The organism is Acidihalobacter prosperus (assembly GCF_000754095.2).
GTDB lineage: Bacteria > Pseudomonadota > Gammaproteobacteria > DSM-5130 > Acidihalobacteraceae > Acidihalobacter > Acidihalobacter prosperus.
The window spans coordinates 520,492-535,862 of sequence record NZ_JQSG02000002.1; the positions used below are offsets into that span (position 1 = coordinate 520,492).

The window sequence follows — 15,371 nt, forward strand, 5'->3', positions numbered from 1 at the left end:
CTCAGTCTGGACCGTGCAGCACCGGCTCGACCCGCTTGAGCGCATCCGCTCCGCCCCTCAGCACCAATACGTCGCCGGCCTCGATTCGCATCTCGTCATCGGGATGCTCGCCGCGAATGCCACCGCGGCGGATCGCCTCCACCCGCACGCCGGCGGCGTCGAAATCCAGGGCAGCCAAGGTGCTGCCCACGGCGCGGCTTTCCGGGTGCACGGTGACGCTGTGCAAGCGTTCGCGCAGGGCCTCGGCCTCGCCCGCGAATAGACCGCGCAGGCTGCGGTAGTGATCCGCGCGTTCCTGCTCGATACGCTCGCTGATCAATTCGTCCGGCACGTTCAGGCGCTGCAGCAGCACACGTGCGAGCAGCATGCTCGATTCCAGCGTCTCGGGAACGACCTGGGTCGCGCCGGCCTGTTCCAGGCTTTCCAGATCACCCTCGTCGCGCGTGCGCACCAGAATCGGCAGGTCGCCGCGCCGCTTGCGCGCGGCCTCGATGATGCGCTGCGCGGTATGCGCGTCGTCGAAGGTGATGACCATCGCACGTGCGCGACCCAGTCCGGCGGCGCGCAAAATCTCGCCATGGGTGCTGTCGCCATAGAACACATGCTCTCCAGCCTCCCAGGCATCGCGGATCAGATAGGGATCGAGATCCAATGCCACGTAATCGATGCCGTCCGCACGCAGAAAGCGCGACAGGTTCTGGCCGATGCGGCCGAAACCGCAGATGATGACGTGGTCGCTCAGTTCGCGTGCGGCCCAACCGAGATGACGGGTCTCGGTGTAACGGCCCTTCAAATACGAGCGCGAGAACAGCGCCTTGGCCATGCGGCCGTTGTAGCGCAACAGCGGCGGCGCGATCAGCATGCTCAAGATGATGGTGGCAAGAATGGCCTGACTGTCGGTGGGCGACAGCAGCTGGCGGTTGAGCGCCAGGGCCAGCAGCGCAAAGCCGAACTCCCCACCCTGGGCCAGCGCCAGACCGGTACGCAGCGCAACGCCGTTCTCGTACCCCGCCCAACGCGTGAGCGCCATCACCAGCAGTCCCTTGCCCAGCACCAGACCGACCAGCATCAGCAATACCAGCGGCCAGACCTGGATCAGGGTGTGCAGATTCAGCTGCAGTCCGATGCTGATGAAAAACACGCCCATCAGCACGTCGCGGAAGGAACGGATGTCGGTTTCGATCTGATGCTTGTATTCGGTTTCGCTCAGCATCATGCCCGCAAGAAAGGCGCCCATCGCCAGCGACAACCCCAAGCGATAGGTCAGCCAGGCGGCCGTGAGCGTTACCAGCAGCACGGTCAATGTGAACAATTCCGTGGAGCGGGCGGCGGCGATCACGTGAAACAGCGGGCGCAACAGCCAGCGCCCCGCCGCAAGCATGATGGCGAGCGCCAGGGCGCCCTTGAGCAAGGCAATGCCGAGCGACAGCCACAAGCCTTCCAGCGCGCCGCCCGCCAGTATGGGTATGGCCACCAGGAAGGGCACCACCGCCAAATCCTGGAACAACAGCACGCCGAGCGCCAACCGGCCATGCCGTGAATGCATTTCCAATTGTTCGTTGAGCTGCTTGACCACAATGGCGGTCGATGACATCGCCAGGGCGCCGCCGGCTACCAGCGCTCCCGCCCAATGTACCCCGGACAGCCAGGCGATGCCGCCGCCCGCCAACGTGGACAGGAGCACCTGCGCGCCGCCCAGGCCGAGCACCACGCGGCGCATCGCGAGGAAATGCCCGATCGAGAATTCGAGCCCTATGGTGAACAGCAGGAATACCACGCCGATTTCGGCCAGCAGGTGAATCAGTTCGCTGTCCTGCAGCAACCCCAGCGCATGCGGACCAATGACGATCCCCACGAACAGGTAGCCCAGTACCGGCGGGAGGTGCAGGCGCCGAAACATCGAAACGCCGAGCACCGCGCAGGCCAGCAAGATCAGGACCCCTTCAATGGCGTGGTGTTCCATCCCTCCCCCTAAACGGTATGACGCGCCCGGGCAATGGCGCTTCCGCTGGCGCCTCGGGCGCAGTACGGCTCGGCCAGTCGGCTCTTACCAGCTGCGGCGACCGCCCCAGGCAGACCGCCTCGCCCTGGCGGCGGTCTTGTCCGTCCACACTGAATTCGAAGCCATAGGTGCGACGTACACGCACCCTCCCTTCTGTATCCCGTGCGAGCCCCAGACGGCGCACCGTAACGGTTTCGTCGAGCAGCTGCACCTGCTCCTTCGTACAGGCGCGCCGACAGGCCCCGAGCGCCGCCTCGCGGGCGCGCAGCGACGCCAGCCACCACCACACCAGTAAGCCCAGTATCACCAGCAGAGACATGCTCATGGGAACCGAGTGTACCCCAGCGGGGATACGCAACGGTGCGGGGAATGTGGCAAAGTGTGTAGCGAATCAACCCTCGGAATCCCCATGACGCCCACAATCGAGCAGCTGTCCGATCTGGTCGCCAGCACGGCATGCGGCGAGCTGAAACCCCGCTTCCGGCACGTCGCCGCCGAGCGCAAGGCGGACGGCAGCCTGCTGACGGAAGCCGACCTGGCGATGGACCGCGCCCTGCGCGATGCCCTGACACGCGCCTGGCCCGACATCGATTTTCTCAGCGAGGAGATGGCGCCATCCGACCAGGCCGCCCGCCTCGCCTCCGGGCGCCCCGTCTGGTGTCTCGATCCGCTGGACGGCACCAGCAACTTCGCTGCCGGCCTGCCGCTGTATGCGGTATCCCTGGCGCTGCTCGCAGAAGGCCGGCCCACGCTCGGCGTCGTCTACGATCCGGAGCGCGACGAATGCTTCACCGCCACCCTCGGCGGCGGCGCCCATCTCAACGGCCGAGCCCTGCCGACACGGACAGTGCGGCAGACGCTGCAACGCGCGGTCGGCATGGTCGACTTCAAGCGCCTGCCCGCCGCGCTCGCCGAGCGACTGGTTCGAGAACCGCCCTACCACTCGCAACGCAACCTCGGCAGTTGCGCCCTTGAGTGGTGCTGGCTTGCGGCCGGGCGCGGCGACTTCTATGTCCATGGCGGTATGCGCCTGTGGGATCTCGCTGCCGGCAGCCTGATACTGGCGGAGGCCGGCGGCCAGGCACGGACGCTCGACGGCGAGACCGTTTTCCGCCCGACAACGACCGCCCGCTCCGTGGTTGCGGCCCGCGATACCGGGCTATTCGAAACGTTGTGCCACACCCTGACCATCCCCGCGAGGCAAAGCGCATGAGCGACAAACCGGACATCTCCGCACATGAGGCCGACTGGCGCGAAAAACTTGCACCCGAGCAGTATCGTATCGCCCGGGAGGGCGGGACCGAAGCGCCCTTCACGGGCTGCTACTGGGATCATCACGAGACCGGCCTGTATCGCTGCGTCTGCTGTCACGCACCACTGTTCCGCAGCGAGGAGAAATTCGATTCGGGCAGCGGCTGGCCAAGTTACTGGCAACCCGTCGACGACACCGCCGTCAGCACCCACGAGGACCACAGCCACGGCATGCGCCGCGTCGAGGTTCGCTGCGCCCGCTGCGACGCTCATCTCGGTCATGTCTTTCCGGATGGGCCTGCGCCCACTGGGCTACGCTACTGCATCAACTCGGCATCGCTCGATTTCGATCCCGGCGACGCAACTTGAGGACGCCCTCGCATGAGTGAAATCCAACACTGGCTGAGCGGTCTGCGGCATCTGCTGCCAGGCTTCATCCTTTTACTCGCCGGGGCTCTGGCCATTCTGTTGCTGCAGCGCTGGCTCGGCCGTGCGCTGGCCCGCCTGCGCCGGCACACCCCGATATCCATCGACACCGCATTGTTCCTGCAACGACTAGGCGCCGGCCTGCTGTGGACCGTGCTCGCCCTCGTCGCATTGCGTTTCATGGGCATCAATGTCGACGGGCTCTGGGCAATCATCGCCAGCACGCTCGCCGTGGTTGGCGTCGGCCTGCTCGCGGTCTGGACCATGGTCAGCAACATCACCGCCAGCCTGTTCATCTGGATCTGGCGGCCCTACGAGCTGGGCGAGCGTATCGAGCTGCTGCCGGACGGACTCAAGGGGCGCGCGGTCGACCGCAGCCTGATGTTCACCGAAATACGCGAAGAGGACGGCAGCACCTTGATGGTGCCCAACAACCTGTTTTTCCAGCGCGTCATCCGCCGCGCGCCCAACGACGGCCGCAAGGCCGCGCTCGAGCGCTGGGAAAGCGAGGACCCCGGCGCCAATCCATGAGCGCCTAGCACTGCTCCCAGGGCAGCCCCTCGAAACGCCAACCGGCCAGCGTGCTACGCCGATGATGGGCATCCAGCGGCCCCTCGAACCCGCCTTCGACGTAGTAAATCCGCGCAAACCCCGCATCGAGCAGTGCCTGCCCCGCTTCCAGGGACCGGCGCCCACTGCGGCAGATCAACACCACGGCGGGACAGTTGCCGTCGATGCAACGGCTGCCGCCGAGCATCAATTCGCGCAACTGGGCCACGAAACGTGGGTTTGGCGTCCAGTCGGGTTCGTCCAGCCAGGCGATATGCACCGCGCCCACTGGATGCCCGACCATGAGGTATTCCATGGTCGAACGCACGTCGACCAGCAGGGTTTGCGGTTCTTCCTGCAACAGCCGATTGGCCTCGACAGGCATGAGTGCCGCCGGTTTGCGCGCTTCCCCGTCGCTCATGCGTTCACGCGCCGCCGACGCGGGCTTGTCCATATATTATTAATATCCATGGATACGAAATATAAATGATGACCCCGCGATTGTCACCGCCGGCAACGCCTTACAACCTCACCCGGCAATCACCCGGCGCCGGGTCGCGGCGCCAAAATCGAGATCGGGACCGCCCGGTATGAGTCCTCGCGGATTGAGCTCCGGGTGACTGGTGTAGTAATGGCGCTTGATGTGATCCATGTTGACCGTATCGGCGATCCCGGGCGCCTGGTAAAGCGCGCGCGTGAAATCCCAGAGCTCGGGGTAATCGACCAGACGCCGTTTATTGCACTTGAAGTGGACGTAGTACACGGCATCGAAGCGGACCAGGGTGGTGAACAGACGCCAATCGGCTTCGGTGAGGTGGTCACCGGCCAGCCAGGGCTGATCGCGCAGACGCGCCTCCAGGCGATCCAGCGTCCCGAACAAGCCCATGAAGGCGCGCTCGTAGGCTGCCTGGGATTCCGCGAATCCGGCCCGGTAGACGCCGTTGTTGACGTTGTCGTAGACCTCCGCGTTGATCGCGTCGATGATGCTGCGCAACTCGGCGGGATAGTAGTCGGTCCCCGGTTTCGCGAGCGCCGAGAAGGACGCATTGAGCATGCGGATGATCTCGGAAGACTCGTTGTTGACGATGGTTTCACGTTGCTTGTCCCAAAGCACCGGCACGGTCACGATCCCGCTGTAGTCCGGTTGCGCACGCACATAAAGCCGGTACAGGTAATCGGCATCGTGCAGCGCATCGCCCTCGGCCCCCGGATAACGATCGAATGACCAACCATTGGGTCCCATGTAGGGGTGCACCACGGAATACGAGATCGCCGACTCCAACCCTCTCAGCGCCCGGAAAATCATCGTCCGGTGCGCCCACGGACAGGCATGTGAGATGTAGAGATGGTAGCGGCCGGCCTCGGCAGGGAAACCACCCTCCCCGCTCGGCCCCGGGCGGCCGTCCTTGGTGATCCAGTTCCGGAACTGCGAGTCCATACGCACGAACTCGCCATTCTCGGTTTCGTGCGCCATCCAGTCGCTCTGCAGTTCGCCCTTGATCAGCAGACTCATTTCCGCCTCCTCAGTCGCGCCGGGCCAAGCCGTCCAGGCTGATGCGCCCGGCGCCGACCACGGCCACCACCAGCAGGCCGCCGGCGAAGGACAGATCGCCCATCAGCAGGATTTTCTGCATTCCGTTGGCGATGTCGTGGTGGAAGATGATCGCCGTGACGATGCTGAAGGCAGAAAGGGCGAGCGCAATCCAGCGGGCCTGCCAGCCCAGCATCAGTGCGACACCGCCACCGACCTCAAGAAGAATCACCAGCGGCAGCAGCACCGAGGGCACGCCGTATGCGGCCATGTATTGAGCGGTGCCATGATAGGCCAGGATCTTGTCCACGCCTGCTATTACGAATATCTGCGCCAGCAGGATGCGCCCAACGAGCATGGCAAGGTTACGCATGTCAGACTCCTTATAATCAGCAAGGGCCGCACTGTATGTGCGGCCCTTGCTAGGTTATGGCAGATACCCTGGGGCGCCGCCGGAAATTCCTGAGCAAGTCGCTCAGAAAATTTGCACGGCGGCGCGCTGTCCGGCCGTCAGGAAGCCAGCGCCTCGTCCTCGTCTCCGAGCAGCGGGTAGACACCGTCGGCGTCATGCACCTCATGCCCCGTCAGCGGCGGGTTAAACACGCACAGGCATTCGAAATCGCTGATCACATGAAGATTGTGTTCCTCGTGCCCGTCGAGGGTATACAGCGTGCCCGGGGTGATCCGGTAACGCTTGCCATCCGCCAGGGTCTCGATCTCGGCCTCGCCGGAGATGCAATACACCGCTTCGACGTGATGCTTGTACCAGATATGCGTCACGCTGCCGGCAAACAGCACGGTGTGGTTCAGCGAAAAGCCGACACGGTCCGCGCGTACCAGCAGGCGATTGCTCTCGAAGGTGTCGGTCCGCACCGACTTTGACGTGCCGCGCACGTCCTCGACCTGTTTGACGATCATGTTGCTGACTCCCTGTCTCTTGGTTCAAACGGCTTCGTCGAGCACCGCCTGCGGCGCACCCAGCACGTCGCGAACCGCGGCACGCAGCAGTTCGAGGCCGGCCTCCAGCTCGCCCTGCTCGATGGTGAGCGGCGGCATGAACTTGGCGACTTCGTCGTCCGGGCCGGCGGTCTCGTGGATGAGCCCGTGCTTGAAGGCCGCCTGCGAGAGCTGCTTGGCCAACGCGGCTTCGGTGCACACCAGTCCCTGCATCATGCCGCGCCCACGCACCCCGGAAAAACTGTCCGGATAGGCCGCCGCGAGGGCATCCAGCGCCGCGCGCAGTGTCTTGGCGCGGGCCGCGATATGCGACTCGAACTCGCCCGTCTCCCAGAAATCGAGTGCCGCGGTGGCCGTCACGAAGGCCGGATTGTTGCCACGGAACGTACCGTTATGCTCGCCGGCATCCCAGAGGTCGTGCTCGGGGCGAATGAGCGTGAGTGCCATCGGCAGACCGTAGCCGCTGATGGACTTCGACAGACAAACGATATCGGGACGGATGCCGGCTTCCTCGAAGCTGAAGAAGCTGCCCATGCGGCCGCAGCCGGCCTGGATATCGTCGACGATGAGCAGCATGTCGTAGCGCCGGCAGAGCGCCTCCAGGCCGCGCAGCCATTCGGGTTCGGCGACATTGATGCCGCCCTCGGCCTGCACGGTCTCGACGATCACCGCTGCCGGCAGATCAACGCCGCTGCCGTTGTCGCTGAGGAATCGGTCCATGTACTCGATGGTATCGGTATCCTCGCCGAAGTAGCCACTGTAGGGCATGGTATCGCTCAAGGTCAGGGCGACGCCGGCACCGCCGCGCTTGAAGGCGTTGCCGGTTACCGACAGCGCTCCCAGGGTCATGCCGTGAAAGGCGTTGGTGAACGAAATCACCTTTTCGCGACCGGTGATCTTGCGCGCCAGCTTGAGCGCGGCCTCGACTGAGTTGGTGCCCGTCGGCCCCGGGAACTGTACGCGATAATCCATGCCACGCGGCGCCAGGATGACGTCGCGAAAACGTTCCAGGAATTCCGCCTTGGCGCGCGTGGCCAGATCGAGCCCGTGCGTGATGCCGTTGCGTTCGATGTAGTCGATCAGACGTGCCTTGAGCGCAGGGTGATTGTGGCCGTAGTTGAGCGCGCCCGCGCCGCTGAAGAAGTCGGTATAGCGGCGACCGTCGACGTCGTAGAGATGGGCGCCCTCCGCGCGGTCGAAAACCACCGGGAAGTTGCGAATGTAACCGCGGACCTCGGATTCCAGGGTTTCGAATATCTCCATCATTGCCTTACCTCGCTGAGTCGGTTCAGGACGGGACCCCCGAGCGGACGCTCGCGGTAGGGGGGTGAAAACGGGCCGATATGGATGCGCGGCTCGGGTTCGTGCCCATCCGGGAAATGGTGAGCCTCGAAGCCGTCGCTCTCCAGCATCGGCGCACTCAGCTCGTTGGCGAGCGAGGCAAACAACGCGCGCGAGGCCTGATTGCCGGGCTCGATGGTGGCTTCGACATGGCGCAGGTCGTCGTGCCGGGTCAGGACATCCCGCAGCAGACGCTTGGCCAGCCCCTGTCCGCGCGCACGCGGAGCCACGCCGATCTGCCAGACGAACCACACATCGGGACGTTCGGGCGGGCGGTAGCCGGTCACGAAGCCGGCCAGCCCGTCGGCATCCTCGGCCACGGCGGCGGTATCCGCATAATCGCGGCATTGCAGCAAGTAGCAATAGGCCGAATTGATGTCCAGTACGCCCGAATCGCGGACCAGGCGCCAGATGCGTCGACCATCGCTGAGCTTCGGTTTTCGAATCTTCATGCAGTGACTCCCTTGGAATCGTCTTTATTGGTGCGCTTGCGCGGCGCGGACAAACCGGCATCCGTAATCGGGCCGCTGGTCAGCAGGGGTGCCGCATCGATATCGCCGGCGTCCATCAGGCTTGCGATGCGCTGTAGCGAAGAGAGCAGCAGCGTGCGCTCCCAGTCGGCGAGCGTTTCCAGGCGCGCGGCAAAGCGCTCCTGCAACAGCGGCGGTGCGTGACGAAAGATCTCGACCGCCTCTTCGGTGGGACTGACGTAGACCCGTCGCTTGTCGACGGTCGAGCGGTGCTTGGCGACCAAGCCATGGCGCTCGAGGCGCTGCACGATTTCGGTTGTGGTGGCCTGCCCCAGCGTGACCTGCCGCGCCAGATCCCCGACCGTCAGTTCGCCGGCCGAGATCAACGCCTTGAGCACCATGGCCTGCGGACCGGTCAGCCCGTGGGTGTGGGCCAGACGGCGCGAATGGATGTCCACCGCCCGCATGATGCGCCTCAACGCCACCATGATTTCGTCGCTGACGCTCTGATTCAGTTCACTCATGGCGCAAATTATATTGTGTACGATTTAATTTCTCAAGCCGAAGACCCCAAAAGCGCACTCGAAAGAGGCATTATAGGCTTTTATTATCATCAACTTGCGCAATAATAGTGCGAATTATCGCCTTCAAGATCCAAAACCGGTGGCAACCGTCATCAAAATTTAATTTGTTCACGAACTATATATCGAGTGGTAAGGCCCATGCCTTACGATGGCCGGGCGCGGCATGGAAACAGGCGTGACGCGCCCACACGGGGGCGTCCGGCGCCGCGAGCCGGGCGACCAAGGGGTGGAGGATCATCAGGGGAGGGATGCCCGCAGTGACTGCGGGCAGTCGGCGCAACGATCAGCTGTTGGCGAAATACGCCGCGATGTACTCGTCCAGGGTCTCTCGCTCGCCGGCTTCCAGAGCCGTCTGGCTACGCCTGGACTCAACGGCCAAGCGCTCGAAGAACGCCTGACGGGCGACCGGCAAGGATTCTTCCAGAAAAAAGTCGCGATGCGATTCGGACATCCGCAGAGCAAATGCGTGGAAGCCTTCGCCACGCTCGCGCATTTCGCGCAACATGCGTGCCGACGGCGTCTCCTCCGGGTCCAGCACCTTTGCGCGTTGCCGCTCGAGCGCTTGGCAATAGATACCCCCGCTGCCGCCGTCGAGCAGCTCGCAGAATGCCGCCATCATGTCCAGCAACTCCAGCGCCCAGGCGCGCATGTCGCATTCACGCCCCTCGCGCAGCAGGCTCAAGCCGGGCTCGCGCCCGCGATGCGCCACACGCAGGAAATTCTCGTCTATGCCCCGGCGCTCGTCCCGCCCCACCAGCGGGCTGTCGCAGAACAGCGCAAAAATCAAAAAGGCCTCGATAAAACGCATCTGTTCCGGGCTCACGCCCAGCGGGTGATAGGCATTGACGTCAAGCGAACGCAGCTCGATGTAGCGGACACCTCGGCGGCGCAGGGCAAGAGACGGGCGCTCGCCGCCCTCAAGCAGCTGCTTGGGACGCACGCTGCTGTAGTATTCGTTTTCGATCTGCAGGATATTGCTGTTGAGCTGGCGGTACTCGCCATCGACCTTCACGCCGATCTCCGCGTAGCGGGCACTCGGCGTACGGATGGCGCGCTCAAGACTGTCGATGTAACTGTCCAGCGAGTCGTAGCACACCTTGACGCCACTCTCGCCCTCCTTCGCATTGGTATAGCCGATGTCGCCCATGCGCAGCGAGGTGGCGTAGGGCTCGTAATGGGTGTGCTGGTCGAAACGCGGCAACCGCGTATCCCTCCCCTTGAAGAAAGAGGCGCATACCGCGGGGGACGCGCCGAACAGATAGGGCATCAACCAGCCGAAGCGTTGCAGATTACGCAGCATGCCCATGTAGGTCGCGGACACGAAATCGGCCTGACCGACGGTCTCATCAACGCCTTCGAGCGTCCGGAACATGGGCCAGAACGCGTCGCGCATGGAAAAGTTGAAGTGCACGCCGGCGATGACTTGCATCACCCGGCCATACCGGTAGCCCAGCCCCCGACGATAGATATGCTTCATCCGCCCTGCGTTGGACTTGCCGTACTCGGCGATGGGGATGCTCGCCTCGCCGCTCAGCACGCAGGGCATGCTGGTCGCCCACAAAAACTCGTCGCCGAGGTGACCGTAGACGAAACGGTGCGTATCGCAGAGGAATTGCAGGGTTTCGGCACTATCGTCGCCCGGCGGAGTGATCAGTTCGAGCAACGCCTCGGAGTAGTCGGTCGTGATGTAGGGATGCGTCAGCGACGATCCCAGAGCCGATGGATGCGGCGTCTGCGCGATCGCGCCGTCGGCCCGCACGCGCAGGCTCTCCTTCTCCAGGCCGATCCGGTTGCGGCAGGCCAGCTCGGCCTCGCCCTGATCCATGAGTCTGCGTAAACGGCGTTCGGCTGAAGCGTACAAAATAGGGAATCCTGCATTCGATGTAGACGCGCCGGCAGTGGCCGGGCGCATTCTAGCGCATACGTCCGCGACCGGTGTTCGGCGGTTGGCGGCGGGCGCCTCCAACGGCTAGTATCCATAGCACCAAGGTGCGCCATTTCAGCACAACGCCAATAGACCGCACAACGGCTTGAGGGACCAGCCATTCGCACGCACCACCCATCGAACACGCCCGCCCGTGCCGCACGCCGGCTGTGGTGGCCGCTGGCCGCGCTGTTCATCACCGGCGGCCTCGCCATGCTGGCCGGCGTCAGCCTGTGGGCGTGGCAGCAGACCCGTTCGGAAATGCTCAGCAACCTGCGCGTGGTCGCGCAGTTCGTGTCCGACAACGCCCAGGCCGTCTTCGACGAACTGGGCAACGACCTCCCTTATCTGAGCCGGCAGTTGCGACGGGAACAGGGCGATCTCGCCGCTCATTACGCCCTGCTCAAGACCTACCAGGACTTTCACCCCAGCGTCGCCAGCATGGCCCTGTTCGCCCCGGACGGCAAAATGCTGCTCAACACGGACCGCCCCTTCGGCAGCCGCCTACCCGACCCGCGCGACAATCCCTCATTCGGCGCCAGTCTGCGAGCCACGCTGGACGCGAGCGGCCCCTGGATCGGCCTGACCCAGTTCGGGCTGGTCCTCGGCGCCTGGCGCATACCCGTGCGCTACGTGGTCCGCCAGCCTGACGGCGAACCCATCTACATCATCCAGGCCGCGGTACTGCTCAAGCACATCACCTCGGCCTGGGCCCACATGACCCTGCCGACGGACACTGCCATCGGTCTGATCCGCACGGACGGCTACCATATCGCCCGCCTGCCCACCTCGGATCCGCAACGCATCTACAGTACGCGCATGACGGGTGCGCTCATCCAGCAGCTCAACCGCCACCCGGAAGCCAAGATCGGCGCCTACCAGGGCAAGGTACAGACCGACGGCACGCGACGCCTGGGCATCTACGTACACCTTTCGCGCTTCCCGGCCGTGGCTTACGCGAGTCTTTCATCCCATCAGATCGTGCTCGACTGGGGCCGGCGCATCACGCCTTTCGTCACGCTCGGCGTGCTTAGCATCGTCGGTTTCCTCGGCCTCGCCTATCTGCTGATCGCACGCGAGCAGCGGCACGCCACCGAACTGAGCGTACAGTCGCGCCGGCAGGTGCTCACCGGGCTTCCCAACCGGATCGGTGCCCAGGAATGGATCGAGTCCGAGCTCAACCGCGGCTGCATCACCCTGAGCGTGCTGCAGATCGACCTGCTCAATTTCAAGGACATCAACACGGCGCTGGGTACCGAAGCGGGCGACCGCGTACTGCAGGAAATCGCACGTCGCCTGCGCATGCACGCCGAACGCCTCAACGGCTTCGTCTCGCACCTCGATGCCGACGAGTTCCTGCTCGGCCTGCCCGGCTCCGGCCTGATCAACGCCCATGCGGCCGCACAAGCCATCCGCCGGACCGTCAACTCGCCCTATGAAATCGAGGGACGCACGCTGCGCCTGCAGGCCAGCATCGGCATTGCCTGCATTCCCGACGACGCCCACAGCGCGGCCGGCCTGCTGCGCGCGGTGGATGCGGCACTGCACGCGGCCAAGCGTGGGCAATCGGGCGTCTCCTTCTACGACCCCCAGGCCGGCCGCCTCAGCGATGCCCGGGTCAGCTTCCAGCATGCGGTCGAGCGCGCACTGGAGCACGATGAATTCAGGCTCTACTATCAACCGATCATCGACCTCGCCAGCGGCCGGATCGTCGGCGCCGAAGGCCTGATACGCTGGCACGACCCCGAGCGCGGCCTGCTGCCGCCGAGCGAATTCATCCCCCTCGCGGAAACCACCGGCTGGATCGCCCCGCTGGGGGAATGGGTATTCCGGCGCGCATGCTCCGACGCCAAGGCCTGGCAACGGATCGGCCTCGACCTGCGTATTTCGGTCAACCTGAGCGCCTCGCAGTTCAACAGCCCCGAACTGATCGAACAGTTGCAAACCGAGCTCGATGTCGCGGAACTCGCCGCCCGGCACATCGAGCTCGAAGTCACCGAGACCGCGGTCATGGACGACGTGCTGCACAGCGCCGAAATCATGCGCAAACTCAGCGCACTCGGCCTGCGCCTGGCGATCGATGACTTCGGGACCGGCTACTCCTCGCTCGCCTACCTGCGCAAGCTTCCGGCCCAGACCATCAAGATCGACCAGAGCTTCATCCGAGACATCGACAACGACCCCGAGGACCTGGAAATCGTGAAGGCCATTGTGGCCCTGGCGCACGTGCTGGGCCGCCACACGCTCGCCGAAGGCATCGAAACAGAGGCCCAGTACCAGTTGCTCAAGGAGCTGGGCGTCGACCTCGGACAGGGGTACTGGTTCAGCCCGCCCCTCCCGGAACCGAAATTCCTGGAACGCGCGCTCGGCTGGCAACATCAGCCCGACAGCGCGATCAGCGGCGACTAGCTGACTGAGCTAACGGGGAATCATCGATGGCGAGCAGGTCATGGCCAAGCCGAGCATCACTCGGCCGCGGATGCAGAGCCCGCCCGAGAAGGACACACACCCGCTCACCGCTTCGAATTCCGTTCGCCGACCCTCCCCAGCGCTCTCCGTTTTACCGGCTGCCCGAGCAATTCAGCCAATTGCATGTGGCTCGCCTCACGGATGAAACCGCGGCTCAACCGTCGCTGCGACGGCAGTATCAGCCGCATCAATGCCTCATCGACGAACAGGCACTGCTCGGCATCTGGCGAATAGGCGCGGTCAATGCTGACACGCATGATCCGCCCAAGATTCAGCCCACGCCCGTCGTCGAGCAGTAGCAAATGCGGGAAAAGACGCCGGGCCGGATCCGGTCGGGGGAAATCGATGACGCCGAGCAACTCATACGCCCGGCCACTGGCGCTCGCACTCGGCAACGGCGTATCGAAGCGAGCCTCGAGCAGGTAGATCGGATGCCCGACGGCATCGCGCAAGCGGGCAACCTGGCGATCGTATGCGGCCGCCGGCCAGAGCAGGACATCCTCCGCATCGGACCGCGTCGCACCGTCCGAAGAGAACGCTCGATCGGGATCCCGCCCATCCGCCGTCATCATCCGCCCGCCTTCTCATCGCGCCAACACCGAACGCGCCGTCTATGATGTCGGAAGCGATCAGCCGAATCGGAATCCCCCATTACCCGCCACTCCGGGAGAACATCGCATGAAACGCATCAGCGCCCTTGCACTGACCCTCTGCCTATTCATGTTGGCCGAATCCGCCGCGCAGGCACAAGGCAATGGCATCGTGACCCTGCGCAGCCATCATAGCGTCGCCGTAACCCTCGACCGGCTCGAACAGGCGCTCAAGGCCAAGCACATGACCATATTTGCGCGAATCGATCATGCCAAGGGCGCGCACGGCGTAGGCCTAGCCTTGCGCCCGACCGAGCTGCTCATCTTCGGCAACCCCAAGATCGGCACCCGACTGATGGAATGCAATCAGATCGCGGGCCTCGATCTGCCGCTCAAGGCGCTCGCCTGGCAGGACGCCAAGGGTCAGGTATGGCTAAGCTACAACAGTCCTGAATATATCGCCAAACGCGACCGGCTGGGCCGATGCGGCAGACAGGCGGTCAACATCATGCGCAAGGCCTTGCATGGCTTCGCACGGGCCGCAACCCACTGACGCGTGACAGGCCCGACGCGAGTCGTATGCGGAGGGAAGCAAGATGGTGGGCCGTGTTGGGCTCGAACCAACGACCATCGGATTAAAAGTTCTGCCATAAATCAATAACTTAGCGCAAATCAAGCACTTAGTAAGCAAACTGTCGCAAACATAATATAGGCTGTTTGTTAATACAAAACAATGACTTAGCGCTAACGACTGCAAACTAGGTTTTTCTAGCGGATGCACCGCGAGTGTACCGCGAGCGCGGGGTGTACCCCACCCCTAATCCACCACGATCACGAAGCCGCCCTTGAGGCGGCTTTTTTTGTTTTCGAGTTTCGCGCTTGCGTTTTTGGGGACATAGAGAAAATGGACTTGAGGCCGCCGGACTGCGCAGGAAATTGAGAAAAAGGCCCGTATTTAGGGTTATTTAGACATTTTTGCGCTGTTTGGCGGGTTGAGAATAGCTACTACAGCAAACCATAGGAGAGATAAGGCTATGGACCTAATCCAAGAGAAACAAAAAAAGATAGAAGAGATGTACGGGACAGACCTGCTTTCATATTCGCGGGTCGCTGAAATCATCGGCCTAAAGACTGATTCGATCAGAGCTATTTGCGGGTCGACGATCAGGAAAGAGCAGCCCTGGGTGAAGAGATTGCAGGCAGGAAAAGTCAGGATGGGGAGAAGGGTCTTTTTCCAATCCTGGGCTGTTGCGCGGGTTTGGCGCCTGGGAAACTCC

General features: G+C 63.6%; 16 protein-coding genes. 5 read left to right on the top strand and 11 right to left on the bottom strand.

The genetic code is table 11. The features are described 5' to 3' along the window. Position 1: 1 nt before the first annotated feature. On the bottom strand, positions 2-1,963 hold the full coding sequence (locus THPRO_RS06510; protein ID WP_038088551.1) for a monovalent cation:proton antiporter-2 (CPA2) family protein: 1,962 nt from the start codon (positions 1,961-1,963) through the stop codon (positions 2-4). After that, on the bottom strand, positions 1,944-2,327 hold the full coding sequence (locus THPRO_RS06515) for a DUF3301 domain-containing protein (protein WP_065089374.1): 384 nt from the start codon (positions 2,325-2,327) through the stop codon (positions 1,944-1,946). The genes THPRO_RS06510 and THPRO_RS06515 overlap by 20 nt, the downstream gene beginning before the upstream one ends. Before the next feature lie 84 nt (positions 2,328-2,411). Here THPRO_RS06515 and THPRO_RS06520 point away from each other — a divergent pair, with 84 nt between their 5' ends. Genes THPRO_RS06520 through THPRO_RS06530 form a run of 3 tightly spaced genes read left to right on the top strand, consistent with a single transcriptional unit; the run spans position 2,412 to position 4,210 of the window. After that, positions 2,412-3,215, top strand: a complete 804-nt coding sequence (locus THPRO_RS06520) for an inositol monophosphatase family protein (protein WP_038088554.1) — start codon at positions 2,412-2,414, stop codon at positions 3,213-3,215. Beyond that, the gene (gene msrB, locus THPRO_RS06525) at positions 3,212-3,622 is read left to right on the top strand and encodes a peptide-methionine (R)-S-oxide reductase MsrB (RefSeq protein ID WP_038088557.1); all 411 of its coding nucleotides are present in this window, start codon (positions 3,212-3,214) and stop codon (positions 3,620-3,622) included. The genes THPRO_RS06520 and msrB overlap by 4 nt, the downstream gene beginning before the upstream one ends. Positions 3,623-3,634: 12 nt before the next feature. Beyond that, positions 3,635-4,210: a mechanosensitive ion channel domain-containing protein gene (locus THPRO_RS06530; protein WP_052064207.1), complete on the top strand. Its 576-nt coding sequence runs from the start codon at positions 3,635-3,637 to the stop codon at positions 4,208-4,210. Between the two features lie 4 nt (positions 4,211-4,214). Here the strand turns inward: THPRO_RS06530 and THPRO_RS06535 are convergent, their stop codons facing one another. The 8 genes from THPRO_RS06535 to gshA form a co-directional block, all read right to left on the bottom strand. Continuing rightward, entirely contained in the window at positions 4,215-4,649 is a 435-nt protein-coding gene (locus tag THPRO_RS06535) for a rhodanese-like domain-containing protein (RefSeq protein ID WP_145930730.1), read from the bottom strand. Positions 4,650-4,757: 108 nt separating this feature from the next. Next, positions 4,758-5,741, bottom strand: a complete 984-nt coding sequence (locus tag THPRO_RS06540) for a glutathione S-transferase family protein (RefSeq protein ID WP_065089375.1) — start codon at positions 5,739-5,741, stop codon at positions 4,758-4,760. Between the two features lie 10 nt (positions 5,742-5,751). Then, positions 5,752-6,132, bottom strand: a complete 381-nt coding sequence (locus THPRO_RS06545; RefSeq protein ID WP_038088563.1) for a DoxX family protein — start codon at positions 6,130-6,132, stop codon at positions 5,752-5,754. Positions 6,133-6,269: 137 nt separating this feature from the next. Further along, entirely contained in the window at positions 6,270-6,677 is a 408-nt protein-coding gene (locus THPRO_RS06550) for an ectoine synthase (RefSeq protein WP_038088565.1), read from the bottom strand. Between the two features lie 24 nt (positions 6,678-6,701). Continuing rightward, on the bottom strand, positions 6,702-7,982 hold the full coding sequence (gene ectB, locus THPRO_RS06555; RefSeq protein WP_038088568.1) for a diaminobutyrate--2-oxoglutarate transaminase: 1,281 nt from the start codon (positions 7,980-7,982) through the stop codon (positions 6,702-6,704). Then, positions 7,979-8,509, bottom strand: a complete 531-nt coding sequence (gene ectA, locus THPRO_RS06560) for a diaminobutyrate acetyltransferase (protein WP_065089376.1) — start codon at positions 8,507-8,509, stop codon at positions 7,979-7,981. Before ectA ends, ectB begins: the two co-directional genes overlap by 4 nt. Continuing rightward, positions 8,506-9,051, bottom strand: coding sequence for a MarR family winged helix-turn-helix transcriptional regulator (locus tag THPRO_RS06565; protein ID WP_038088571.1), 546 nt, complete (start codon positions 9,049-9,051; stop codon positions 8,506-8,508). Before THPRO_RS06565 ends, ectA begins: the two co-directional genes overlap by 4 nt. Before the next feature lie 343 nt (positions 9,052-9,394). Then, the gene (gshA, locus tag THPRO_RS06570) at positions 9,395-10,936 is read right to left on the bottom strand and encodes a glutamate--cysteine ligase (RefSeq protein ID WP_052064208.1); all 1,542 of its coding nucleotides are present in this window, start codon (positions 10,934-10,936) and stop codon (positions 9,395-9,397) included. 312 nt (positions 10,937-11,248) lie between these two features. Here gshA and THPRO_RS06575 point away from each other — a divergent pair, with 312 nt between their 5' ends. After that, positions 11,249-13,444: a putative bifunctional diguanylate cyclase/phosphodiesterase gene (locus tag THPRO_RS06575; protein ID WP_065089377.1), complete on the top strand. Its 2,196-nt coding sequence runs from the start codon at positions 11,249-11,251 to the stop codon at positions 13,442-13,444. Positions 13,445-13,548: 104 nt separating this feature from the next. Here THPRO_RS06575 and THPRO_RS06580 read toward each other — a convergent pair whose 3' ends face one another. After that, on the bottom strand, positions 13,549-14,076 hold the full coding sequence (locus THPRO_RS06580; protein ID WP_236717263.1) for a hypothetical protein: 528 nt from the start codon (positions 14,074-14,076) through the stop codon (positions 13,549-13,551). Positions 14,077-14,182: 106 nt separating this feature from the next. On the opposite strand from THPRO_RS06580, the gene THPRO_RS06585 reads away from it, so the two are divergent. Then, the gene (locus THPRO_RS06585; protein WP_038088576.1) at positions 14,183-14,647 is read left to right on the top strand and encodes a DUF302 domain-containing protein; all 465 of its coding nucleotides are present in this window, start codon (positions 14,183-14,185) and stop codon (positions 14,645-14,647) included. Positions 14,648-15,371: the final 724 nt, after the last annotated feature.